Annotated in this window: 23 protein-coding genes and 2 tRNA genes; 8 read left to right on the forward strand and 17 right to left on the reverse strand. The window is 63.6% G+C overall.

Annotation, left to right across the window (positions count from 1 at the left end):
• Positions 1–100 precede the first annotated feature (100 nt).
• The 7 genes from AC56PL_RS18635 to mobA all read right to left on the reverse strand — a co-directional run bounded on the left by AC56PL_RS18635 (position 101) and on the right by mobA (position 10,085).
• The gene (locus AC56PL_RS18635; RefSeq protein ID WP_497154703.1) at positions 101–3,544 is read right to left on the reverse strand and encodes a translation initiation factor IF-2 N-terminal domain-containing protein; all 3,444 of its coding nucleotides are present in this window, start codon (positions 3,542–3,544) and stop codon (positions 101–103) included.
• A gap of 343 nt (positions 3,545–3,887) precedes the next feature.
• Complete coding sequence (gene ndk, locus AC56PL_RS18640; RefSeq protein ID WP_495516804.1) at positions 3,888–4,301, reverse strand: nucleoside-diphosphate kinase; 414 nt, start codon at positions 4,299–4,301, stop codon at positions 3,888–3,890.
• Positions 4,302–4,332: 31 nt separating this feature from the next.
• On the reverse strand, positions 4,333–4,728 hold the full coding sequence (locus AC56PL_RS18645) for a hypothetical protein (RefSeq protein WP_495516805.1): 396 nt from the start codon (positions 4,726–4,728) through the stop codon (positions 4,333–4,335).
• A gap of 147 nt (positions 4,729–4,875) precedes the next feature.
• Positions 4,876–5,307 carry a DUF4233 domain-containing protein gene (locus AC56PL_RS18650; protein WP_495516806.1) on the reverse strand — a complete coding sequence of 144 codons (432 nt, stop codon included), beginning with the start codon at positions 5,305–5,307 and terminating at the stop codon, positions 4,876–4,878.
• On the reverse strand, positions 5,304–6,731 hold the full coding sequence (gene folC / locus AC56PL_RS18655) for a bifunctional tetrahydrofolate synthase/dihydrofolate synthase (protein WP_495516807.1): 1,428 nt from the start codon (positions 6,729–6,731) through the stop codon (positions 5,304–5,306). The genes AC56PL_RS18650 and folC overlap by 4 nt, the downstream gene beginning before the upstream one ends.
• The gene (locus AC56PL_RS18660) at positions 6,728–9,403 is read right to left on the reverse strand and encodes a valine--tRNA ligase (protein ID WP_497154704.1); all 2,676 of its coding nucleotides are present in this window, start codon (positions 9,401–9,403) and stop codon (positions 6,728–6,730) included. The genes folC and AC56PL_RS18660 overlap by 4 nt, the downstream gene beginning before the upstream one ends.
• A 76-nt stretch (positions 9,404–9,479) precedes the next feature.
• A complete protein-coding gene (gene mobA / locus AC56PL_RS18665) occupies positions 9,480–10,085 on the reverse strand; it encodes an NTP transferase domain-containing protein (protein WP_495516809.1) in 606 nt (201 codons plus the stop codon).
• 67 nt (positions 10,086–10,152) lie between these two features.
• Between mobA and AC56PL_RS18670 the strand changes: the two genes are divergently transcribed.
• Positions 10,153–12,450 carry an FdhF/YdeP family oxidoreductase gene (locus AC56PL_RS18670; RefSeq protein ID WP_495516810.1) on the forward strand — a complete coding sequence of 766 codons (2,298 nt, stop codon included), beginning with the start codon at positions 10,153–10,155 and terminating at the stop codon, positions 12,448–12,450.
• Positions 12,450–13,271 carry a formate dehydrogenase accessory sulfurtransferase FdhD gene (fdhD, locus tag AC56PL_RS18675; protein WP_495516811.1) on the forward strand — a complete coding sequence of 274 codons (822 nt, stop codon included), beginning with the start codon at positions 12,450–12,452 and terminating at the stop codon, positions 13,269–13,271. Before AC56PL_RS18670 ends, fdhD begins: the two co-directional genes overlap by 1 nt.
• 13 nt (positions 13,272–13,284) lie before the next feature.
• Here fdhD and clpX read toward each other — a convergent pair whose 3' ends face one another.
• The 5 genes from clpX to AC56PL_RS18700 all read right to left on the reverse strand — a co-directional run bounded on the left by clpX (position 13,285) and on the right by AC56PL_RS18700 (position 17,693).
• Entirely contained in the window at positions 13,285–14,562 is a 1,278-nt protein-coding gene (clpX, locus tag AC56PL_RS18680; protein WP_495516812.1) for an ATP-dependent Clp protease ATP-binding subunit ClpX, read from the reverse strand.
• A gap of 189 nt (positions 14,563–14,751) precedes the next feature.
• On the reverse strand, positions 14,752–15,381 hold the full coding sequence (locus AC56PL_RS18685; RefSeq protein ID WP_482144759.1) for an ATP-dependent Clp protease proteolytic subunit: 630 nt from the start codon (positions 15,379–15,381) through the stop codon (positions 14,752–14,754).
• Between the two features lie 73 nt (positions 15,382–15,454).
• Positions 15,455–16,063 (reverse strand): ATP-dependent Clp protease proteolytic subunit, encoded by a 609-nt coding sequence (locus AC56PL_RS18690; RefSeq protein WP_495516813.1) that lies wholly within the window; start codon positions 16,061–16,063, stop codon positions 15,455–15,457.
• A 162-nt stretch (positions 16,064–16,225) separates the two neighbouring features.
• On the reverse strand, positions 16,226–17,587 hold the full coding sequence (gene tig / locus AC56PL_RS18695) for a trigger factor (protein ID WP_495516814.1): 1,362 nt from the start codon (positions 17,585–17,587) through the stop codon (positions 16,226–16,228).
• Positions 17,588–17,619: 32 nt separating this feature from the next.
• Positions 17,620–17,693: transfer RNA gene (locus AC56PL_RS18700), tRNA-Pro, on the reverse strand.
• Positions 17,694–17,896: 203 nt separating this feature from the next.
• On the opposite strand from AC56PL_RS18700, the gene AC56PL_RS18705 reads away from it, so the two are divergent.
• Positions 17,897–17,970 (forward strand) — tRNA-Gly (locus AC56PL_RS18705).
• A gap of 118 nt (positions 17,971–18,088) precedes the next feature.
• On the opposite strand, the gene AC56PL_RS18710 is transcribed toward AC56PL_RS18705, so the two are convergent.
• From AC56PL_RS18710 to AC56PL_RS18730, 5 genes are all read right to left on the reverse strand, one after another.
• Positions 18,089–18,664: a hypothetical protein gene (locus AC56PL_RS18710; RefSeq protein WP_497154705.1), complete on the reverse strand. Its 576-nt coding sequence runs from the start codon at positions 18,662–18,664 to the stop codon at positions 18,089–18,091.
• Positions 18,664–18,903, reverse strand: coding sequence for a DUF3263 domain-containing protein (locus AC56PL_RS18715; RefSeq protein ID WP_497154706.1), 240 nt, complete (start codon positions 18,901–18,903; stop codon positions 18,664–18,666). The genes AC56PL_RS18710 and AC56PL_RS18715 overlap by 1 nt, the downstream gene beginning before the upstream one ends.
• On the reverse strand, positions 18,896–19,327 hold the full coding sequence (locus tag AC56PL_RS18720) for a hypothetical protein (protein WP_497154707.1): 432 nt from the start codon (positions 19,325–19,327) through the stop codon (positions 18,896–18,898). The genes AC56PL_RS18715 and AC56PL_RS18720 overlap by 8 nt, the downstream gene beginning before the upstream one ends.
• A gap of 72 nt (positions 19,328–19,399) precedes the next feature.
• Positions 19,400–20,155 carry a restriction endonuclease gene (locus AC56PL_RS18725; RefSeq protein WP_497154708.1) on the reverse strand — a complete coding sequence of 252 codons (756 nt, stop codon included), beginning with the start codon at positions 20,153–20,155 and terminating at the stop codon, positions 19,400–19,402.
• Positions 20,148–20,852, reverse strand: coding sequence for a hypothetical protein (locus AC56PL_RS18730; protein ID WP_497154709.1), 705 nt, complete (start codon positions 20,850–20,852; stop codon positions 20,148–20,150). Before AC56PL_RS18730 ends, AC56PL_RS18725 begins: the two co-directional genes overlap by 8 nt.
• A 632-nt stretch (positions 20,853–21,484) precedes the next feature.
• Here AC56PL_RS18730 and AC56PL_RS18735 point away from each other — a divergent pair.
• From AC56PL_RS18735 to AC56PL_RS18755, 5 genes are all read left to right on the forward strand, one after another.
• The gene (locus AC56PL_RS18735; protein ID WP_497154710.1) at positions 21,485–22,270 is read left to right on the forward strand and encodes a phage antirepressor KilAC domain-containing protein; all 786 of its coding nucleotides are present in this window, start codon (positions 21,485–21,487) and stop codon (positions 22,268–22,270) included.
• A 97-nt stretch (positions 22,271–22,367) separates the two neighbouring features.
• A complete protein-coding gene (locus tag AC56PL_RS18740; RefSeq protein WP_497154711.1) occupies positions 22,368–22,688 on the forward strand; it encodes a hypothetical protein in 321 nt (106 codons plus the stop codon).
• Complete coding sequence (locus tag AC56PL_RS18745) at positions 22,685–22,885, forward strand: helix-turn-helix domain-containing protein (RefSeq protein WP_497154712.1); 201 nt, start codon at positions 22,685–22,687, stop codon at positions 22,883–22,885. Before AC56PL_RS18740 ends, AC56PL_RS18745 begins: the two co-directional genes overlap by 4 nt.
• Positions 22,886–22,911: 26 nt before the next feature.
• Positions 22,912–23,256, forward strand: coding sequence for a YfdP family phage-associated protein (locus AC56PL_RS18750; RefSeq protein WP_497154713.1), 345 nt, complete (start codon positions 22,912–22,914; stop codon positions 23,254–23,256).
• The gene (locus AC56PL_RS18755) at positions 23,253–24,095 is read left to right on the forward strand and encodes a DUF2303 family protein (RefSeq protein WP_497154714.1); all 843 of its coding nucleotides are present in this window, start codon (positions 23,253–23,255) and stop codon (positions 24,093–24,095) included. Before AC56PL_RS18750 ends, AC56PL_RS18755 begins: the two co-directional genes overlap by 4 nt.
• Positions 24,096–24,114 lie beyond the last annotated feature (19 nt).

Raw genomic sequence — 24,114 nt, forward strand, 5'->3', positions numbered from 1 at the left:
TGCATCGGGCACAGCGCTATCCGTCCGCCGAATGGCGACTTTGCAAGGTTACGGGAGTGTGGCCGACCAGGTCAAACCAGCTCCCCTATCGGAGCGTGTTTCAATCTTCGACCGGCGGTCCTGCCGGTCGTCCGGCCGCCCTGCGCCGCGGTTTGCGACGCACGGCAACAGCCGGTTCTGTGGTTGCTCCCACCGGACCCGACGTGGTGACGGGTGCGGCCGGAGCTGCCTCGACAACCACTGCAGGCTGCGGTGGAGCCGAAGAAGCTACAGGCTTGCGCCGTACCGCGCGTCGACGCTTGGGTGGCGTCGTATGCCCGGTCGGGGCTTGTGCGGTAGGCGACGAAGACTCGTCGCCTTCCGCGGCCGTGGTGTCGACCGTCGGAGCGGGAACCGAGGTTTCGGCAACCGTGACATCCGTCACCGAGGGCGCATCGACCGTTTCTGCGGTGACAACAATCGATTTCGGCGCGCGCCTCGGCCCCCTCTTCGCGGCCTCCGGGGCAACGATTTCCGGAGCCTTCGGTTCGGTCTGTGGTTCCGGAACCACCGCGGTGTCCGGGGCCGCCGGTGATTCGCCCGCAGCCGACGCCGTCACCTTGTCGTCTGCACCCGAATCGGCTTGCGCGTCATGGGTTTCGGTATCGGTGTCCGAGGTGTGGGTCGCCATCGCCCGGAACATCGGATGTTCGGCCGGACTGTGGGCAGTCGGCTTCGACTCGACGACCTGCGCGGCGGCCGGCTGATCTGGCTTGCCGCCACGGCGATTTCGACGCGGGCGCTTCGAATCGTTGCCACCACGGTTCGAGTCGTCACCGCCTGCGGAGATCTCAACCGGGTTCGCGTGCACGATGATCCCGCGACCATTGCAACAGGTGCACGTGGTCGAGAACGCCTCGAGCAGTCCGGTGCCCAGACGCTTACGCGTCATCTGCACCAAACCGAGCGACGTCACCTCCGACACCTGGTGCCGGGTGCGATCCCGCCCCAGCGCCTCGGTGAGCCTGCGCAGCACCAGATCGCGATTCGATTCGAGGACCATGTCGATGAAGTCGACGACGATCATGCCGCCGATGTCACGAAGGCGCATCTGCCGGACGATCTCCTCGGCAGCTTCGAGGTTGTTGCGGGTGACGGTCTCTTCGAGGTTTCCGCCGGACCCGGTGAACTTGCCGGTGTTGACGTCCACCACCGTCATGGCCTCGGTGTGCTCGATGATCAGCGTGCCGCCGGACGGCAGCCAGACCTTGCGGTCCAACGCCTTTGCCAGCTGCTCGTCGATTCGGTACACGTCGAAGACGTCGGGCGAATCCGCATGCGCCTTGTCGAAGCGCTCGACACGATCGAGGAGATCCGGCGCGACGCCGCGGACATAGCCCTCGACCTCATTCCACGCGCTGTTGCCCTCGACGATCAACTTCTTGAAGTCTTCGTTGAACAGGTCGCGGACGACCTTGACGAGCAGATCGGGCTCTTCGTACAGGGCCTGGGGTGCAGTCGACTTCGACTTGTTCGCTGCGGGCGTCGCGGCGTTGATGGTCTCCCACTGCTGCTGCAAACGCTCGATGTCGCGCGTCAGTTCGTCGGCCGAGACACCCTCGGACGCGGTGCGGATGATCACGCCGGCGTCGTCGGGGACGATCTTGCCGAGGATCTGCTTCAGTCGCTTGCGCTCGGTGTCGGGCAGCTTGCGGCTGATGCCGGTCGAACCGCCACCGGGCACGTACACCAGGTAGCGACCGGCCAGAGAAATCTGAGTGGTCAGGCGTGCACCCTTGTGCCCCACCGGATCCTTGCTGACCTGCACCAGGACCGGGTCACCCGGCCGAAGTGCCTGTTCGATCTTTCGCGAACCACCATCGAGACCGGCGGCATCCCAGTTGACCTCGCCGGCATAGAGAACACCGTTGCGGCCGCGACCGATGTCGACGAAGGCCGCTTCCATGCCGGGCAGGACGTTCTGTACGCGTCCGAGGTAGATGTTGCCGACCATCGACGACGAGTTCGAGGTGGTCACGAAGTGCTCCACCAGAACGCCGTCTTCCAGGACCGCGACCTGCGTGTAGTCACGGGTCGCCTGCGATGCGTCCGACGACGAGTTGTCGCCGTGTGCCTCGTGGGTCACGGTTGCTGCGACGCCGGAACGTTCCCGCACGACCATCACGCGATCAACCGATTCGCGGCGTGCCAGGAACTCGGACTCGCTCAGGATCGGTGGACGGCGGCGACCGGCGTCACGACCGTCGCGGCGACGCTGACGCTTGGCCTCGAGCCGCGTCGAACCGGAAATGCCCTGCACCTCATCGCGGTTACGCGACTTGTTGCGGGGTTCACGCTCGTGCACAACCGTATTCGGCGGATCGTCGGTGGTGGTGTCCTCGGCCTCGCCACCTTCGCCACCCTTGCGACGGCGACGGCGGCGACGACGACGGTTGGCAGATCCCGCTTCGCCGGACTCGTCCGAGTCGTCGGAGTCCGACTCCTTCGACTCCCCGGTCGCCCGGTCATCAGAGCCATCCAGATCGTCTGTAGAGGATTCCGGCGCGGAATCGGCCTTGTCGTCGGCAGTGGCACCGTCGGTGCCCGAACTCTCGGTACCGGAGGTGGTGGGCGTCTGATCCGTCTCGGCGTCGACCCTCGGCTTCTTCGACCGGCTGCGCTTACGGCGGTTACCGCTCTTGACCTCCGGCTTGTCCGAGTCGGTCTTCTCATCCTCGGAGTCGGCGGCGTCAGAGGTCTCGGTATCCGATTCCGGTGTGTCCGTCTCGGCCGCGCTGTGCGCGTCAGCCGTGTCCTCGTCTGTTCCATCCGCCGATGCGATTTCGCCGCGCCCGCGGCCACGTCCTCGACGTCCACGACGACGCCGGCGTGAGCCACCATCACCATCGTCGTCATCGGAATCGACATCGGAGTCCGACTCGTCCCGATCCTGCTCTGATTGAGCAGCTGCGACCGGTTCTGCGGACAGGAACAGCGGGGATCCGGCATGCCCGGCTGCGGACGTGGGTCGTTCCGCTGCGGGTGCAGTGTCCTCATCGACTGCCGAGAACAGATTGAGCGGCTCGGCCGCTTTCTTGCGGGATGCCCGGGGAGCACGGACGCGCGCCTCGGGAGGCGCAGGTTCGGCAGCGGTCTCGGCTTCTACATCCGCGACCTCGGGTTCGACGACCGGGACCTGTGGCTCAACAACCGGGGCGTCCGGTTCGGCGACCGGGGCCTCGGGTTCGGCCACCGGGACCTCAGCTGCCGGCGCCTGGGGTTCAGGTGCCGGGGTGGATGCGTCCACGGCTTCGACCGCTGCATCGGAATCCGCCGGTTCGGCGCCTTCATCAGCAGCGATCTTGTCGCGAACAGCTATGGCTGTACTTCGCACGATGCTCGACTGGGGGCTGCGGGCTGCAATCCCCATGTCGGCCAGGTGCACCAGCACTTCGCGGCTGCTCAGCCCCAGAAGTCTTGCCAGTGCATGCACTCGCATCTTGTGCGGAAACTCTTGCGCCGAACTGCTGTTGTTCAGTTCGTCCGGCGACTGCGTGTCGGCCACGTATTCTCCTCAAGCCCCCGGGCGCGGATAAACGCGGCCACGCGAGGGCTGTGCTATTTACCCGGCCTCAGCCGGGATTGTTAGGTCTCGCTTCGCCCGGTGGATGTGAGACGTTCCCCGCACCCTCCGGCGATGCCTGGCGTGATGATTGACTTTCTCGAGCGCCACAATGTCCACGCCACGTCGTATGAGAATCCATGCGACCTGGGGACCGAGCATTCGATCTGATCATCTGGTGGTCGGCGCCCGACGGGCTCGACAACCTCTGCCAGTATCCCACACAACCCGGAGGCCGCGGCCAAGTCCTCCGAGTTCGTCGCAAACTCGGAGGACAGCCGCACGATCAGCCGAGGTCAGGGAACCAGAGTGCGATTTCGCGCTCCGCGGAATCCGGCGAGTCCGAACCGTGGACGAGGTTGAACTGGGTGCTCAGTGCGAAGTCACCGCGGATCGTGCCGGGGACGGCCTTCTCCACCGGGTCGGTACCGCCGGCGATCTGCCGAAAAGCGGCAATCGCACGGGGGCCCTCGAGGACCGCGGCCACCAGCGGCCCCGAGGTGATGAATTCGAGCAACGAGGGATAGAAGGGCTTGCCCTCGTGCTCGGCGTAATGGCCCGCAGCGATGTCATCGCTTGCGGTCTTGAGCTCCATCGCCACCAGCGACAGGCCTTTTCGCTCGATTCGGCCGATGATGTCGCCAACAAGTTGGCGGTTCACACCGTCGGGCTTGATCAGTACCAGAGTGCGTTCAGTCACCGAACAAGCCTAACCTGAGGCCCGCGTCGCCTTACGGCTGGCAGTACTCGCCGGTGACAGCGAAGAATCCGTAGCTGAAGACGCCGCCGCCGGTCGGAGCCGGATCGACCACAACCTGCACACAACCACCCGGTGAGGCCAGCGCCTCGTTCACGGCGATGTCGAATCGCGCCGCCATGGCCAGGTTCGCGAGCTTGTATTCCTCGGGCACCGGGATCGATGAGACGAACTCCGGCAGGTTCATGTCGGCCGCGCGTTCGGTGAGTGCGTGCGTGGCGATGTACCCCCACTGACCACCACCGACCGGCATCGGTGAACCGGCCTCGGCCGAGGCGGCCCCGGTTCCCGCGACCAAACCGGTGGCGATGCAGGCAACAGCACCGAGCGTGGCGCATGCGGCAGGGACGAACTTCGGGGTACGCGACATAGAGAGCACAGACCTTTCGATCACAGGGAGCGGATTAGACAGCTGACGATGTGTAGGCGATCTTGTCAGCGCCGACCGCTCGGCAACACCCCATATGCCCGTTTTCAAGGTCACGGTCCGGCAACGACGGCCCCGGAACCCGGACATTCAGCCGTCTATCGGTTCCTGGCCGTTCAGCTGTCCGCGCTCCATCCGCAGCCGTACATCACGTTTGATGTACGCGATGTACAACCACACGATCCCGAATATCACACCCACAACACCGATGGACCAGTGAATCGCCCAGCCGGCAATCGTGATGGCTTGCAGCGCAAGGTTGTACGGCAATGCCCAACTTCGGCCCTGCAGTCCGGAACCGAGGATCATGGCGAGCGCGAGCACTCCGAGGTAGATACCCGACCACAGTGTCAGTCCCCCACCGACCCGCCACACGATGGGAAAAGCCAGTGCGACGACGATGGCCTCGAGGATCAGGGTCCCGGCCATCACGCCACGAAAGCCGCGCCACGGATCGACGCTCGGCGCGGTGAACCGCTGCGGAGCCGACCCCTGGGAGTCGGTGGAGTCGTTCTCGCTCATGCCGGATCCTTACCGAAAAGTGTGCGCGCGGCACCCGCGGTCACCACCGAACCGGTGATCACCACGCCTGTTCCTGACATCGTGCCGTTGTCGTCGAGGCTCTCCTCGGCGAGTTCGATGGCGGCCTCGACCGCGTCGGGCAGGAAGCCATGGACCTGGACCCGCTCTTCGCCGAAGATCGAGATCGCCACCTCGGCAAGCAGCTCTGGATCCATCGCGCGCGGAGAACCGTTGTGCGTCAACACGATGACGTCGAAAATCGGTTCAAAGGCGCGCAGCAACCCGGCAACGTCCTTGTCTGCCATCGCGCTGACGACACCGATGAGGCGCCGGAAATCGAACTCCTCCTCCAGTGCTGTCGCCAGCGCTGCCGCCCCGTGTGGATTGTGCGCCGCGTCGAGGAAAACCGTCGGCGCCGAGCGCACGCGTTCGAGGCGGCCCGGGTTCGTGACAGCGGCGAATCCGGCGCGGACGGCCTCGATATCGAGTTGCCGATCTGCTCCGGCGCCGAAGAACGCCTCCACCGCGGCCAGCGCCAGCGCCGCGTTCGACGCCTGATGGGCGCCATGGAGCGGCAGGAACACCTCGGGATATTCACCACCGAGACCCTGCAACGTCAACAACTGCCCGCCGACGGCGGTGCGCCGTTCGAGCACCGCGAACTCCGAGCCCTCACGCGCGACAAACGAATCGGCCTCGACCGCCGCCCGCAACAGCACATCGGCGACCTCGGGTGTCTGCACCGCCAGGATCGTCACCGGGTCGGTGGGCACCAGCGAATCCGGCGCCTTTTTGATGATGCCGGCCTTCTCCTGGGCGATCGCGGTGAGCGTGTCACCGAGAAAGTCGCTGTGGTCCATTGCAATCGGCGTGATGACAGACACCGTGGCGTCGATGACGTTGGTCGCGTCCCATCGTCCGCCCATCCCGGTCTCCACCACGGCAACCTCGACCGGCGCTTCGGCGAATGCGGTGTACGCCATCGCCGTGAGCACCTCGAACTTGCTCATCCGGGGGCCGTCCGAGGCGAGTGACCGGTCGTCGATCATGTCGATGTACGGCTCGAGTTCGCGGTAGGTGTCGACGTAGGTCCGCGGCGAGATCGGCACACCGTCGATAGAGATCCGCTCGGTGGCCAGTTGCAGGTGCGGGCTGGTGATCCGGCCGGTACGCCGATGCAGTGCGGTGAGCAGCGCATCGATGATCCGTGAGACCGACGTCTTGCCGTTGGTGCCTGCGATGTGGATCGACGGGTAGCCCTTCTGGGGCGAACCCAACAGATCCATCAACGCCGAGATCCGGTCCAGGGATGGTTCGATCCGGGTCTCCGGCCAGCGAGTGTCGAGCAATGCCTCGACCTCGGACAGCTCGGCGAGATCATCGGCGGTCGGGGCCTGATGGTCGGGGTTCTGTGGTTCGGTCACGATCCCGAACCCAGCGCCTCGATCTTCGCGGTGACCCTGACGACCTCATCCCGGGCGAATTGCTGCCGCTCACGAATCTTGGCAACCACGGCGTCCGGCGCCTTCGCCAGGAACTGCTCGTTGCCCAGCTTCTTGGTGGTCGTCTCGAGTTCTTTCTCGGCGACGGCAAGGTCCTTCGCCAGTCGCCGCTTTTCCGCCTCGACGTCGATGGAACCCGAGGTGTCGATCTTCACGGTGACGGTGGTCGCACGCAGGCGCACCTCGATGGTCGCGGTCGCCGAGAAGTCGTCGTCGGCAGGTGTCAGCTTGGCGAGCGAGTCGATGTAGTCGCGCTGGCCGGCAAGATCGGCCTGGTCGAGGCCGATCAGTTCGGCAGCCACCTTCTGCGACGGTTTGAGACCCTGGTCGCTGCGGAAGCGACGAATGTCGGTGATCAGCTTCTGGGTATCGGTGACCCGGTTTGCCGCAACGGTGTCGGTCGCAACACCCGAATCGGTCGGCCACTGCGCGATCACCACGGATTCACCGCCGGTGAGCGTCTTCCACAGCACCTCGGTGACAAACGGCATCACCGGATGCAACATCCGCAGTAGTGCGTCGAGGACGGTACCGAGCACGACTTTGGTTGCGGCCGAACGTGCTTCGTCGTCACGCGCGAACTGCACCTTGGCCAACTCGAGATACCAGTCACAGAACTCGTCCCACGCGAAGTGATACAGCGCCTCGCAGGCCTTGGAGAACTCGTAGGCTTCGAATCCGGCGTCGACGTCGCGGCGCACCTGTTCGAGCCGGTCCAGGATCCAGCGATCGGTGTCGGTGAGATCTTCGCGCGCCGGGAGTTCACCGACCACAGCGCCGTTCATCAGCGCGAACTTGGTGGCGTTGAACAGTTTGGTGGCGAAGTTCCGGGACGACTGCGCGTGATCGTCGCCGACGGACAGGTCACCGCCGGGGTTGGCGCCGCGGGCCAGCGTGAACCGGAGTGCGTCGGCGCCGTACTGCTTGACCCAGTCGAGCGGGTCGATGCCGTTGCCCTTCGACTTCGACATCTTGCTGCCGTGTTCGTCGCGCACCAGCCCGTGCAGGAAGACGTTCCGGAACGGGACCGGCGCATCGGCGCCGATCTGCTTGCCCAGGTCGTCGGCCACATACGTGCCGAACATCATCATCCGGGCGACCCAGAAGAAGATGATGTCGTATCCGGTCACCAAAACCGAAGTGGGATAGAACTTCTTGAGTTCGTCGCCGACCTCGGGCCAGCCCATCGTCGAGAAGGGCCACAAACCCGACGAGAACCAGGTGTCGAGTACGTCGTTGTCCTGGACGTATCCGGCAGGCGGCTGTTCATCGGGTCCGACGCAAACCATATCGCCGTCGGGTCCGTACCAGACCGGAATCCGGTGTCCCCACCACAATTGACGCGAAATACACCAGTCGTGCATGTCGTCGACCCAGGCGAACCAGCGCGGTTCGAGCGATTTCGGGTGGATCACCGTCTCGCCACTGCGGACCGCATCACCGGCGGCCTTGGCCAGCGTCTCGACGCGAACCCACCACTGCATGCTCAGGCGCGGCTCGATCGGCTCACCGCTGCGCTCGGAGTGACCGACGCTGTGCAGGTACGGGCGCACCTCTTTGACGATGCGCCCCTGCTCCGCCAGCACTTCACGAATCTTGGCGCGGGCTTCGTAGCGGTCCAGACCGTCGAACGCGGTGCCGGTCCCGGCCACGCGGGCCGATTCGTCCATCATCGTCGGCATCGGAAGGTTGTGGCGAGACCCGATCGCGAAGTCGTTGGGGTCGTGGGCGGGGGTGATCTTCACCGCGCCGGTGCCGAACTCGGGATCGACGTAGTCGTCGGCGACCACCGGGAGCTTGCGGTCGACGAACGGGTGGTCGATTTCGGTGCCGACCAGGTGCCGGTACCGGTCGTCGTCGGGGTGCACGGCGATCGCGGTGTCACCGAGCATCGTCTCGAGACGGGTGGTGGCCACCACGATGTGGGGTTCGTTGTCGTCGAGGGAGCCGTAGCGGAAACTGACCAGCTCACCCTCGACATCGGAGTACTTGACCTCGATGTCGCTGATGGCCGTCTTCATGACGGGCGACCAGTTCACCAGCCGTTCGGCGCGGTAGATCAGTCCGTCGTCGTACATCTGCTTGAAGACGGTCTGCACGGCCTTCGACAGTCCCTCGTCCATCGTGAAGCGTTCGCGCGACCAGTCCACACCGTCGCCGAGGCTGCGCATCTGCGTACCGATGGTGCCGCCGGACTCGGCCTTCCATGTCCAGACCCGGTCGATGAACTCCTCACGACCGAGGTCGTCCTTGTTCTCGCCCTTGGCGGTGAGCTGCCGCTCCACCAGGCTCTGGGTGGCGATACCGGCGTGGTCCATGCCCGGCAGCCACAGCACCTCGTAGCCCTGCATGCGGCGTCGCCGGCACAGGGCGTCCATCAACACGTGATCGAGGGCGTGTCCCATGTGCAGCGACCCCGTGACGTTCGGCGGTGGCAACACGATCGAGAACGGCGGCTTCTCACTGGTCGGGTCGGCGGTGAAGTATCCGGCGTCGACCCATCCCTGATAGAGCTCGCCCTCGTACGCACCTGGATCCCAGGCCTTGGGCAGGGCGGTGGGGCTGCTGTCGGGATGCGCGGTCGATTCGGTCACCGGCCAATTCTAGGCAGTCGCCCGGCGAGCGAGAAAAGCGCACGTCGGGTATAGCGGTCCCGACGCTGATCGGGGCTCAGTGGACGCGGAGCCGATGCAGGTCTTCGGGCGCGTTCACGTTGGTCAACCAGGCCGGATCACTCAAGGTCACCCGATGGGTACGCAGCGCGTCGACGGCGGCCAGCATCCGGCGTTCCCCGGTCTGGACCAGCTCGGCGAGGGTACCGGCCACCCGCGTGCGGTAGACCCCGGCCAGGGGGTGGGCCCGCTGTGAGTCCACCGCGATCACGGCGTCGTCGGCATCTGAGAGCCCCCGCAGCAACTCGTCGATCATCTCCACCGAGATCAACGGCATATCGGTGGCACACACGAACACCACGTCGCGTCCGGCTTCGGCTGCTGCGGCCAGCCCGCGCGCAAGACCGGCCAGCGGCCCGGCTCCCGGCTTCTCATCGGTCACCCAGCGGATCTGCTCGGTGCCGGGATGTTCTTCGGCCAGGCCCAGATACGCCGGCGACTTGGCCGAGGCCACCACCAGGACCGGATCACACCGCTCCGCCACCACACGAGTGACCCGGCCCAGCATGGATTCGCCGTTCCAGGCCAATGCCGCCTTGTCGCTACCCATCCGCTTCGATGCGCCGCCTGCCAAGACCACTGCGCCCACTCGTGATGTCTCCATGCAGACAGTTAACGCGAGCGGGGCCTTGCTGTGGGTGGATTCGGGCCGACAGAGGAAGATGGTTTACATGGACACTGAATCGATTCCGGAGCCCGGGCCCGCCGAGCTCGATCAGCATCCGCCCAAGCAGTGGGCGGCCGGAGTCACAGCAGTTGCAGTTGCGCTCAATCGTGCGGTCAAGCAGATGGGTCCCGCCCGTACCGCGCGCACCCTGGTCGGCCTCAATCAACGCAACGGTTTCGATTGTCCCGGTTGCGCGTGGCCGGAAACGCCGGACCACCGCAAGCATGCGGAGTTCTGCGAGAACGGCGCCAAAGCTGTTGCCGAAGAAGCGACAAAACGAACCGTCGGTCCGGACTTCTTTGCAGCGCACAGCGTTTCCGACCTTCGCGAGCGCTCGGAATACTGGATGTCGCAGCAGGGCCGGATCACTCATCCCATGGTGCTGACCGCCGGCGACGATCACTACCGTCCCATCGACTGGGAGCGGGCCTTCGCACTGATCGCCGATGAACTCAAGGCGTTGGAGCATCCCGATCAGGCAGCGTTCTACACCTCCGGCCGCACGAGCAACGAGGCCGCGTTTCTCTACCAACTGTTCGCCAGGTCACTCGGTACCAACAACCTGCCGGACTGTTCCAACATGTGCCACGAATCCTCGGGCAGTGCACTGGTCTCGTCGATCGGCATCGGCAAGGGGTCGGTCTCCGTCCCGGACCTCGAGGCCGCTGATCTGATCATCATCGCCGGACAAAACCCGGGCACCAATCATCCACGCATGCTCTCGGTTCTGGAGAAGGCAAAGAAGCGCGGTGCCACCATCATCGCGGTGAATCCCCTTCCCGAAGCGGGTCTGTTGCGGTTCAAGGATCCTCAGCAGATCAACGGGGTGCTCGGAAAGGGCACCGCGTTGGCCGATGAGTTCCTGCAGATCCGGATCGGCGGCGACATGGCGCTGTTCCGGGGTCTGGGCAAACTGTTGCTCGACGCCGAGAAAGACGCCCCCGGAACAGTTTTCGATCACGCGTTTCTGGACGAACACTGCCTCGGCGTGCAGGACTACCTCGACGAACTCGAGAAGACCGATCTCGACGAGATCGTCACCGCAACAGGATTGACCCTGGACACGATTCGCGCGACCGCCGAACGGTTGATCACCTCAGATCGCACCATCATCTGCTGGGCGATGGGCCTGACCCAACAGATTCACGGCGTCGCGACCATCGAGGAACTCACCAATGTCCTGTTGCTGCGCGGCATGATCGGTAAACCCGGCGCCGGGGTGTGCCCCGTGCGTGGACATTCCAACGTCCAAGGCGACCGCACCATGGGTGTCTGGGAGAAGATGCCCGACGAGTTCCTCGACGCCCTCGACCGCGAGTTCACGATCACCTCGCCCCGCGCACACGGTTTCGACACTGTCGACACCATTCGTGCGATGGCCGCAGGCGACGTCAAGTTCTTCATGGCCATGGGCGGCAATTTCGTCTCTGCCTCCCCCGACACCAACGCCACCGCGGCTGCGATGCGGAATTGCCGGCTCACCGTGCAGGTGAGCACCAAACTCAACGCCTCGCACCTACAGACGGGAACCACCGCACTGCTCCTGCCCACGCTCGGCCGTACCGACAAGGACGTCCGGGATGGTCGCAAACAGGCTGTCACCGTGGAGGATTCCATGTCGGTGGTCCATCTGTCCCGCGGTTCGCTGCCGCCCGCGAGTGATCAGCTCCGCAGCGAGGTCTCGATCATCTGCGACGTGGCCGGCGCCACCCTCGGTGCCGATCACCCGGTCCCCTGGGCCGCGATGGCAGATGACTACGACACGGTCCGCGACCACATCTCGCGGGTGGTGCCCGGTTTCGCGGACTTCAACAATCGGGTTCGCCAACCGGACGGTTTTGTCCTACCCCATCCGCCCCGCGACACCCGGACGTTCCCGACCCGAACCGGTAAGGCCAATCTGGCCACCAACCCACTGACGTGGCTGCGCGTACCCGAAGGCCGCGTCATCCTGCAGACCATGCGAAGCCACGATCAGTACAACACCACGATCTACGGGCATGACGATCGTTACCGCGGCATCAAGGGCGATCGCCGGGTGGTACTGCTCAACCCCACCGACATCACCGCACTCGGGTTCACCGAAGGCGACAGTGTTGATCTGGTCTCCGAGTTCGCGGGTTCGGGCGGTGTCGAAGAACGGCGCGTCGAAGCATTCCGGATCGTCGCCTACCCCACCCCGCGCGGCAACGCGGCGGCCTACTATCCGGAGACCAATCCGCTCGTGCCCCTCGAACATGTTGCGGCCAAATCGAATACACCGGTGTCGAAGGCCCTCACTGTCCGGTTGGAGCATCGCTGATGGGTCGGATGAGCACCCGCGCCAGAGTCCGTCGGATCAGGCCCGGCGGTACCGACTCCCGCGCGGACACACTGGCCGTCGAAGAACCGCTGGAACTGCGGGTGGCCGGCGAGTCCCTGTCGGTCACGATGCGAACGCCGGGAGCAGACATCGATTTCACCCACGGGTTCCTGTTGACCGAGGGCATCATCGAGGGCGCCGACGACATCGCCACCATCCGATACTGCGACGGGGTCGACGAGGAGGGCCGCAACACCTACAACGTGCTCGATGTGACGTTGCGCGGGAATCGCAGTCTTCCGTCGACAGCCACCCGCAACTTCTTCACCACGTCATCCTGTGGGGTGTGCGGCAAGGCCTCACTGGACGCGGTCCGACTGGCTTCGAATCATCGCCCGGCCGACGACGACGCCACCGTGGACGTCGAGACCCTTTCGCAGTTACCGGACCGTCTCCGCGAGTCGCAGAAGATATTCAGCTCCACCGGAGGGGTCCACGGGGCCGCACTCTTCACAACCGACGGTGCCCTGCTGGTGGCCAGAGAAGACGTCGGCAGGCACAACGCGGTCGACAAGGTGATCGGGTGGGCGCTGCAGCAAGACATGGTGCCACTGCGGGCCACCATCCTGATGCTGTCCGGCCGGGTGTCGTTCGAGCTCGTTCAGAAGGCCGTGATGGCCGGTATACCGATCATCGCCGCCGTGTCGGCCCCGTCGTCGCTTGCGGTGGACCTGGGAACCGAACAGGGCGTCGCCATCATCGGCTTCTTACGCGGCGAATCGATGAACATCTACTCCGCCGGTCACCGCGTGATCGAGTGACCGGCGCACGCCGCTAGGCGCTCTTCTCACGCCGTTCGTCGCGGCGCGGCTTGCGCGGGACAATCGTCGGAAGAACGTTGTCGCGCACGGTTTCTCCCGTGACGACAACCTTGGCGACGTCGTCGCGGCTGGGGATGTCGTACATCACCGGCTGCAGAACTTCTTCCATGATCGCGCGAAGTCCACGAGCACCGGTTCCGCGATGGATGGCCTGATCGGCGATCGCCTCGAGTGCCTCGTCGTCGAACTCGAGTTCGACGCCGTCCATGTCGAAGAGACGCGCGTACTGCTTGACCAGAGCGTTCTTGGGCTCCGAGAGAATGTTGATCAGCGACGGCTTGTCCAGCTTGGTCACCGATGCGATCACCGGAAGACGGCCGATGAACTCGGGGATCAATCCGAACTTGATCAGGTCTTCGGGCAGGACCTCGGCGAAGTAGTCACTGCTGTCGTTGTCGTTCTTCGCAACCTCGGTGCCGAAACCGATGCCCCGCTTGCCGATTCGGTCGGAAACGATCTTGTCCAACCCGGCGAAGGCACCCGCAACGATGAACAGCACGTTGGTGGTGTCGATCTGGATGAACTCCTGATGCGGATGCTTGCGACCACCTTGCGGCGGCACCGACGCCTGCGTGCCTTCGAGGATCTTGAGCAACGCCTGCTGGACGCCTTCACCTGAGACGTCGCGGGTGATCGACGGGTTTTCGCTCTTGCGGGCGATCTTGTCGACCTCATCGATGTAGATGATGCCGGTCTCGGCACGCTTGACGTCGTAGTCGGCCGCCTGGATCAGCTTCAGCAGGATGTTCTCGACATCCTCACCGACGTAACCCGCCTCGGTGAGCGCTGTGGCATCGGCGATGGCGAACGGGACGTTGAGCATCTTGGCCAGGGTCTGGGCCAGGTAGGTCTTGCCACAACCGGTGGGACCGAGCATCAGGATGTTCGACTTCGCCAACTCGACCGGTTCCGCCCCACGCGAGTCCTTGCGGTCGCCCGCCTGGATGCGCTTGTAGTGGTTGTAGACCGCCACGGCCAACGTCTTCTTCGCAGTGTCCTGCCCGATGACGTAGTTCTCCAGGAAGTCCCGGATCTCAGCCGGTTTGGGGAGCTCATCGAGTTTGACGTCGCTGGTCTCCGCCAGCTCCTCTTCGATGATCTCGTTGCACAGGTCGATGCACTCATCACAGATGTACACACCGGGTCCAGCGATCAGTTTCTTGACCTGCTTCTGGCTCTTTCCGCAGAAAGAACACTTCAGAAGATCGCCACCATCTCCGATACGTGCCATCTGTTGCTGTCCCTACTTCCGTTACCTGATGCCCCAAAGACCCTGATATCCGTAAGACGTAGCCGTCTTACGGCCCGCCCCAGCTCACGGGGAGCACAGTACTCACGACCGTACCCGTAGGTGGGCGGAACTTCGACCGATAAAGCCAAATGTCGCGGGCCCAATTGGCGGCCCGCGACAGGTGACCGACTACTTACGGCCGGACTTCTTCCGGTACGCGAAGACCTCGTCGATGATGCCGTACTCCTTGGCCATCTCGGCTGTCAGGATGTTGTCGCGATCAGTGTCCTTGCGGATCTTGTCGGCAGGCTGCCCGGTGTGTCCGGCCAGGATGTCGTCGAGTTTCCGGCGGATGCGCTCGATCTCGGCGGCCTGGATCTCCAGGTCGGAGACCTGGCCCTGGTATGCCCCACCGGTGCGCGGCTGGTGGATCAGGATCGTTGCGTTCGGCAGGGCCGCCCGCTTGCCGGGGGTTCCACCGGCCAGCACGATCGCGGCAGCCGAAGCGGCCTCGCCGAGGCAGACGGTCGCGATGTCGCAATGGACGTACTGCATCGTGTCGTAGATGGCGAGCATCGCCGGCACGCTGCCACCGGGCGAGTTCACGTACATGATGATGTCGCGGTCGGGATCCTGCGACTCGAGCACCAGCAACTGCGCCATGATGTCGTTCGCGACGGTCTCATCAATCGGGGTGCCCAAGAAGACAATTCGCTCTTCGAACAGCTTTGCGTAGGGGTTGTACTCGCGTGCACCGTTGGGTGTGTGCTCGATGAACGAGGGAAGGATGTACCGCGACTGGGGTGAAAGATTGTTCATGGTCCTCATTACTTTCCGATGAGTGTGCGAGGGGCCGGAGACGAAGCGGAGCGGAGCTCGGCCACGGATGCGGTCAGGCGCGCGTGATCACGTGATCGACGAGGCCGTATTCCTTGGCCTGCTCGGCGGTGAACCACTTGTCGCGGTCAGCGTCCAGCTCGATCTGCTCGAGCGTCTGCCCCGAGAACTCGGCGTTGAGCTTGTTCATCTCTTTTTTGGTCAGTGCGAACTGCTCGGCCTGGATCGCGATGTCGGCCGCGGTTCCACCGATACCGGCGGACGGCTGATGCATCATGATCCGGGCGTGTGGCAGCGCGTGCCGCTTACCCTTGGTTCCCGCGGCGAGCAGGAACTGCCCCATCGATGCCGCCATACCCATCGCGTACGTGGAGATGTCGCAGGGTGCGAGCTGCATGGTGTCGAAAATCGCCATACCTGCGGTGACCGAACCGCCGGGCGAGTTGATGTAGAGGTTGATGTCCTTGGTCGGATCCTCTGCAGAGAGCAGCAGGATCTGCGCGCACAGCCGGTTGGCGATCTCATCGTCGACCTGGGTGCCCAGGAAGATGATTCGCTCACGCAGCAGACGCTCGAAGACCGAGTCGGTCAGATTAAGTCCGGCCACACCCGAACTCGCGGTTACTCCGGAGAGTGCTGGCGTGTGGATCTTCGGCTCAGTCACGGTACCTACCTTCGCGTCCCGGGATCAGCTCCCGGGATTTTTCGTTCAACGGACTCACAATGAATTGACTGCTGACTTCGACAGTAACGAATAGGGACGACGCCGAACCCTCGGCGTCGCCCCTATTCGCTGACAGCAGAATGCTTGCTGGCGTTTTGTCTCTTATGTCTGGTCGGTCGACTCGTCGCCCTCGGCGTCGGCAACCTGCTTCGGGAAGAACTCTTCGGTGTCGACAACGTTGCCGTCGGTGTCCTTGACGGTGATCTCGTTGACGATCGACGACAGTGCCTTGCTACGACGGACCTCGGCGTAGACCGCGCCGACCTGTCCGGCCTGCTGCAGCTGCTGAGCGAACTCGGCGGGCTGCATGCCGTAGCGCTGCGCCTGGAACATGATCTGCTGCATCAGCTCGTCCTGCGCGACGTCGGTTTCCTGCTGGTCCGCGATCGCGTCGAGCAGCAACTGGGTCTTGACCGACTTCTCGGCAGCCTCACGCGCTTCGGCCTCGAACTTCTCGCGGGTGGTCCCCTGGGCCTCGAGCAGACGCTCGAATGCTTCTTCGTCGTGGCCGAGGCTGTGGACGACCTGATGGATCTGGCCGTCGACCTCGGCGGTCACGATCGCCTCGGGCAGCGGGACATCGATGGTGTCGACCAGCTTGGCGACCAGCGCCTCGCTGATGGCGTTTGCCTGCGCCATCTTCTTCGACCGGGCGACACGCTCGCGCAGGTCGGCCTTCAGCTCGTCGACGGTGTCGAACTCGCTGGCCAGCTGGGCGAACTCGTCGTCGACCTCGGGAAGCTCGCGCTCCTTGACCGAGACAACCTTGACGGTCACGTCTGCTTCGTCGCCACTGTGATCTCCGGCGACCAGCGTGCTCTTGAAGACCTTCTCTTCGCCGGCCGACAGGCCGATGAGGGCCTCGTCGAGTCCGTCGATCAGCTCACCGGAGCCGACCTCGTGGGACAGACCGCTCGTCGCGGCTTCTTCGACCTCTTTGCCGTCGATGGTGGCCGACAGGTCGATCGAGACGAAGTCGCCATCGGCGACCGGACGATCGACACCGGTCAGGGTGCCGAAGCGGGCGCGCAGAGCTTCGAGCTGCTCTTCGACGGCCTCGTCGTCAACCGCCACCGGTTCGACCTCGACCTCGAGGGTCGAGTAATCCGGCAGGTCGATCTCGGGGCGCACGTCGACCTCAGCGGTGAACGTGACACTCTTGCCGTATTCCAGCTCGGACAGATCGATCTCGGGCTGGCCGATCGCCTTGATCTCGGTGGCATCGACAGCTTCGCTGTACTTGGCCGGGATCGCGTCGTTCACGACCTGAGCAAGGACCGCGTCGCGGCCGACACGGGCCTCGATCAGCTTGGCGGGCGCCTTACCGGGACGGAAGCCGGGGATCCGGATGTCCCGTGCCATCGTCTTGTAGGTGCGGGCGAAATCCGGCTCGAGTTCCTCGAAAGAAACCTCGACGTTGAGTTTGACCCGCGTCGGGCTGATCTGCTCGACGGTGCTCTTCACTTGACTCCCTTGTAGTGCGTTTCTTTCTAGAGTCGGGATGACAGGATTCGAACCTGCGACCCTCCGCTCCCAAAGCGGATGCGCTACCAAGCTGCGCCACATCCCGTGAGGTCTTCTCGTGAAAGCAGGCGACGAGCGCCGCTTTCACCGAACGCAAATACTACGTGTCAATGCGCCACGAACCTAAACCGGTCGCCCACGGGGCACAGCCACGCCACGGCGACCAGGCGATTTCTCGTCCGCAGGATCGAGACGGTACAGTTCCTTTCGCAGCGGCAGCAGTGGCGATCCCAGTGATGTCGTATGCACGCGGGTGTAGCTCAATGGTAGAGCCCTAGTCTTCCAAACTAGCTACGCGGGTTCGATTCCCGTCACCCGCTCCAGCTCAGGGGTAGTTCGCAACCAGGAACTACACACTGAAGTACCGACTAAGGTACGAAGTACACACGAAAGAGGCGCTCCGCTTAGGCGGGGCGCCTCTTTTCGTTCGGTCGCGCTAGTTCAACCCCAGCTACTGGACTGATCCCCCGAACCCTCCTCATACACCATTTGCTTCCCCACGCCGCCGCCGCTCGTCGGGTGGTAGTGCATGAACTCGAACACCACGAGTACATCGTCAGACGCGCGATGGCCCATCCTGCATTTCAGCTCGCCCGAGTCCGTCACCTTCTCCGGCGGAGCGCCGTCGCTGTCCCACGTGTGCGCCGGCAATGTCTCGGTAGCCTCCATCTCAAGTTCCAACTGACCCGAGACCAGCCATCGATCCGTTCCAGGCGCACCGCCGGGATACTCGGTCGCCTTCATGTCGGAGTACGCGAAGTTGAGCGGCTTACCGCGTAGCGCGATCGAGGAAGAGTTCTCCTCCACAGTGCGCTGACATTCGGCAACGAGGCGGTCTTCCAAAGTCGCTTCGTCGCCAGCGAAAGTGACCACGAGAACGATGGCCAGCACGGTGGCCAGAATGGCTGCTAGTCCGCTGCCGATAAGTAACCGCCGCTTTCGTTGACGTGCGAGTTCCACATCGATCATGCCGTCAGTGATTGGGGGTTTTGGCAAGTTATGGTCCGGCTCATTCATTATCGAAAGCTCCTCCTTTGCTCACGGGCCATCACCCGTTCGAATCGAATGCGGCGCAACCGGTTCACGAGAATCGGGTTGTGTGCGAGTGCGTCGTTGTCATCCAAGAGGGTGTTCAGCTTCTGCGCGTAGCGAACCGCCGACCAACCGAACTGCACTCGGATCGCGGACTCTTTGTTGCCGCGCGCCTGCCACCACTGGCCCTCGAAATTGAGGAGTCGGCGTTCGAGGTCAGTCATGCCGTTTGCCGCGGTGGCACAGCTCAGTGTTGATGTGGCGGCGTTCCTCGTCGGTGAGCGATTGGATCAGTGCGACGAGCATCGGTACGTCCACCCAAAGCTCTTCGGCCACTTCGTCGGCGTGCCGGGTCCAGCACAGAACATCGATCAGCCTTTCGATGTGGATCAGCCTGCGCGCGGCAATACGCTCGACGGCGATCTCCTCGCGGGCCCGAAGCACAGGGTCGTCTGGGTAGATCCGTCGCTCGTCGTGCACCAGTTCGTGCGACAGGCTCGACCGTCGCTCGTCCTGGTGCATGTCACGCTGCAGGTCGACCCGGCCATTGCGCGAGCAACCACGAATACCTGTTGCGAGGTGATCAACGAACCTGATGTCGAGGTGCTTACGCCCTCGAGCATCGCGCCACGGATGGTATGTCGTCATGGTCTGCGACCGTAGAGAGGAGGTCCGACAAACGTTGCCTTACAACAAATTACATCCTTGTCCTTTGCAGAGTTACTCCGCTGGGTCGAACGGGGTAGTAGGCGCTGCGGTGCGGATGAACGACTCCAGCTTTGATAACTCAGACTCGGCGCCCAGCAGGAGTCGATCGATCGAGGTGAATTTTGCCCTAACGGTCTCTTCTCCCACGACCCGGAGCAGTGCCACAGGAAACTCGTCGAACTCGGCGTTGGTGAGCGCCCGATCGATCCATGAAATCCCACTACCCACCTTGAAGTAGTCGTCGTGGCCCCAGTTCGACGGAACCTTCCACTTCGTTGCGCCAGCTCCCGCGGATCGCGTATAGGACGTTAGGTTGACCGCTCGATCGAGATCCCGGCTCGCAGTACGACACCGCAGCTTCAGCTCCTTCAAGCGCAACTGAACTGCCTCTCCCTGCGAGTTCTTACGAAGAACCGCCAGACTTGTCAGCGCAACGTTGCTCTGGGCGGCAAGATCATGCGCCCCCGATTGAAATCCGCTCTCGCTCAGCATGATTCCTCGGTCAGCACCTACGTCCGACACGATGGATTGCAAAGTGGCGACCTTCTCCTTCGGGACTGGATTGCCCCACTTCTTGCACTCAACAATCCACATGAATGAAAGTCCAGCACGGGAACCCCGCACGACGACATCCACGTTGTGGGTCGCACGCACACCCTTCACTCGGTCATCCGTGACCGCGTCGAACCCGAGATTGCGATAGAACTCGGCCGCCTCTTCTTGATAGTCCTTCCACGCGGGTGCGACGCTGTCTGGGCCGTCACCCATCCTGCGACTCCTCGCCGAGCTGTTCGTCGCGCTCGCGCTGCAGTTGTCGTTTTGATTTGCCGCCGACGTGGCGGTTGCCGCTGGCCAGGTCGTAGTCCGATTGGCGTTCGCCTCCGAGGCTGGCGCCGTCATCCGGCGTGGGCAGTCCAGTGTCAAGGTTGGGATCTGACTCGTCCCGCCGACGCGAGCCCGCCACGTCGCGCGTGTTCGTGATTCGACCCCCTGCCCGTTGTGCATCAGCCCTCCAGCCTTGATCTCCGCGATTCAAGGATGGGGGCTTGCTCTCCTCGACTTCCGGCTCGGCTTGGCTCGATGCTCGCGGTTGCGGCGCAGTTTGTATGTCATTGGTGACCTCCGTGATTGAGCGGACGAGGGTCACAATCGCGTCCCGCTGCACCTCGTTGAGGCGGTCTGCCGTGGACGGCAGCCGGGCGGCCAAGTCGGATTGCGCCCCTCGTTTTACGTCAAGCCCTATGGAACGCGCCGCTGCGAGAACAACTTCAGCTACATCGACGTCGAGGGCTTTGGCCATCGCTTCGAGTGTTGCCGGCTCCGGGAACTCCTTCACGCGCACACCGGTCCCGAGTTGCTGCCATCGCTGGCGCGAGATCACGGCGTCGGCGCGGTTCTCCAGGTCCGCGTAGGAGAAGCCGCGCAAACGCTTTCGTTCGCTGATCAACTCGGTGAGGGTGGGCACCTGTGAAGCGTGTTCGTTCCCTTGGGTCATGCGCAACGCTCCCGAAATTGTGCCGCCTAGCCCGAATGCATGTTGAACACACCTGGGCGCAAGTCGGCTGGCCGAATCACTGCCTACCAATTGACAGTGGCAATTGTGCCGCATACCCCCAGGCAGGCAAAACACATCGTTGTCATTCGCTTGACAGGTGCCTAGCGCTAGGCAGATACTCGACAAGTACTGATTGACAGATAGGCGCCTAGAAGGCAGGATGGGGAAGGTCGGAGATGGCAACGAGATACAGACGACGACCGAAAGGGACTTGGATGAAACTCCGCAGCTCCCAGCTACTCCAGGCGTTCGTGGGTCCAGAGCCAGAGAAAAAGATGAGCGGCCGGCAGCTGGCAAGGTGCGTCGAAGTACACCCCAGCTTCATCAATCACTTGACGTCTGGCCGATCTTCCAGCTGCACGCCCAAGATCGCGGACCGTATCGCGGGTGCGCTCGGCGTCCCCACTGACGTCCTTTTCGAGGAGCGGGTGTCAATTACCGAGCAGCGCTCCGGCAAGGCAAAGGCGCACTCGGCGGCATAAAGAAACCCGCCGAGTTCCAGCTCGACGGGTCCGAGACGAGATCTCGCGGAAGGAGATCCCATGCAAGATCATCGTAACCTCACTGCACAGGGCGGTGTATCCCCATTCGATTCGATCAGGATCGTGACCCCCGAGGGGCGCGAGTACTGGTCGGCCCGCGAGCTGATGCCACTGCTCGGTTACGAGGAATGGCGCAAGTTCGTCGGCGCGGTTGATCGCGCCAAGGTGTCAGCGCACAACGCCGGATACGACACCATCACCCATTTTGTCGGCGCCGACAGAATGGTTCCGATCGGAAGCGGTGCTGAGCGGAGCACGGCTGACTTCCACCTATCGCGCTACGCCTGCTACCTCGTTGCCCTAAACGGTGACCCACGCAAGCCGGAGATCGCCGCCGCGCAAACCTACTTCGTCATCAAGACCCGCGAAGCCGAGACCACAGCGCAACTGTCGCCCATCGAGCAGATGGCTCACGGCATCCTCGCCGCGAAGCAGTTGCTGGACGAGGCCAACCGGGAGCTGGCCATCGCCCGCCCCAAGGCTGACGCCTTCGACCGATTCATGGACGCCGACGGTGCGTACGCGGTCGGGAACGTCGCGAAGATGCTCGGCCTGTCGCAGAACAAACTGTTCTCCGAACTCCGGAACCGCAACATATTCATCGCCAAGGGCGCGATGCGGAACACGCCCTACCAGAAGTACATGCATCACTTCACCGTCCGGCCGCACGAGTTCGAGCGCAGCGACGGATCGGTGGGCGTCTCCTACACCACACGCGTTCAACCAACCGGCGTCGACTTCATCGCCAAGCGGCTCGGTCAGGCACTCCTGGCGGTGACCGGATGATCCCGACGCGAATTCCGTTCGGCGGCATCGTCAACGGCGTCCTCGCGACTGTCGCGTTCTGGATCGTAACCGGAACTGTCATCGCGGTGATCGCATCGTGAGCGGCCTCGACATGGAGTTCGCGCTCGTCTTGCCGAACGGCGAGTACGTCCAGGAACACATTCACGTCGAGGCTCAGCATCCGTCCTTCATGTCGATGTTCGGCGGTGGGTATGAGACGAAAGCTGTTGGCGCCCGCAAGTTTCGGAACCGCGATGATGCACAGAAGGTGGCCGACTTCCTTCGCGCGGAGGCCAAAAAGGTCGGCGTCGACGACCTCCTCGTCCGGGTCGTGCACCGGTGGTGCGGGCCGTGGACGACAGATGATGCCGGCGAGCAGATCGCCCGCCAGTTCCTCGCATACCTGGAAGGCGAATGATGACCGACCCGCGCCGCAAACTTCACAGCCTGAAGCAGGCCGCTGAACTCCTCGGATGCAGCGTCGACCACCTCCGCGAGCAGCACCGCATCGGGAAGCTGCGTCTGAAAAAGCAGGGCCGCAAGTACGTGGTCACCGACCTGGAGCTTGACCGCTACATCGACGAGGAACTCGAAACCGTCGCGCCGCGCCGGTGACTTTCATGCCTGAGGAGGCAAACCGCATGTCTGACAAACCGTCCGAGCAGGACTTCGCTGCAGTGTTGTTGCAGCACGCTCAGGGCCGCGCCCACACCGAGGCGTCGAAACGTCTCACCGAGGTCGTTGAGACGGTCACTGAGACCGGGAAGCCCGGCAAGGTCACCGTCACTTTGTCGATCACCCGGGACAAAGAGATGCACCACATGGTGAAGATCGCCGACTCGATCAAGGCCACCATCCCCGTCGAGCCGCGCCGATCGCTGTGGTTCCCCGACGACGACGGCACCCTCCACCGAAACGACCCCCGCCAGTCCAGCCTGTTCGAAACCGAGCAGGTCGAGAAGATCAACCAGGAGCCCACCAAATGACCGACAACACAGAAGTTTTCATCCAAGGCGACGACGTCCAGAAACTCGTCCACCTTGATGGTGCGAACCTCGCGGACGGAATCCAGGAAGGCGTCCACATCGTCGCCGCTGTCTCCAAAGAGAGCGGGCTGGAGACCAAGCTGGTTGATCTCCGCGAGTATGTGCCCGGGCTGCTGTCGTCCCCCGAGGCCGGCACGCGCCTGGTCACCGACTCGGTGTCGTTCCTCGCCGAGCTGGAACGGTACGAACTCCACGAGTACAAGTCGACGCTGTGGGGCGACGAGACGAAGGGTCGCGTCATTGCGATCTACAACGACCACGCCCTCGAAGGGCCTGGGCACCGCGATAACCGACTCGAACTGAAACTCCGCGCTGACGAGGACTGGGCAGCCTGGCATCGTCTGTCCGGAAACTTCGTCCCGCAGAGCGACTTCGGCGACAAGATCGAGGAACTCCTCCACACGGTTGTCGAGCCGTCCCAGGCGGAACTGATGGAGGTCATCGACTCCATCCGCGCCACCACTCGCGGGAACTTCGAGTCGTCGATCACCCGGGCGACCGGCGGCCAGAAGGTCGAGTGGAGTGAAAACGTCGAGACCCGCGCCGGCCGGACCGCGACCCTCGAGGTTCCGCAGACGTTGACGCTCGCACTGCGGCCGTTCGAGGGCATGGACACCTACCGGGTCGATGCATGGTTCCGGCTCCGTGTGACGAGTGGCCAGCTGCTCCTGGCCGTGAAGTTGAAGCCGACCCGCGCGGTCCTCCGTAAGGCCTGGTCCGACCTCGTCGAGGTCATCGAAGAGAAGACCACCAAACCGGTACTCGCCACACTCCTCTGACTTCCCCTCCCCCAACACA

It is taken from the genome of Williamsia sp. Y721 (assembly GCF_059683565.1).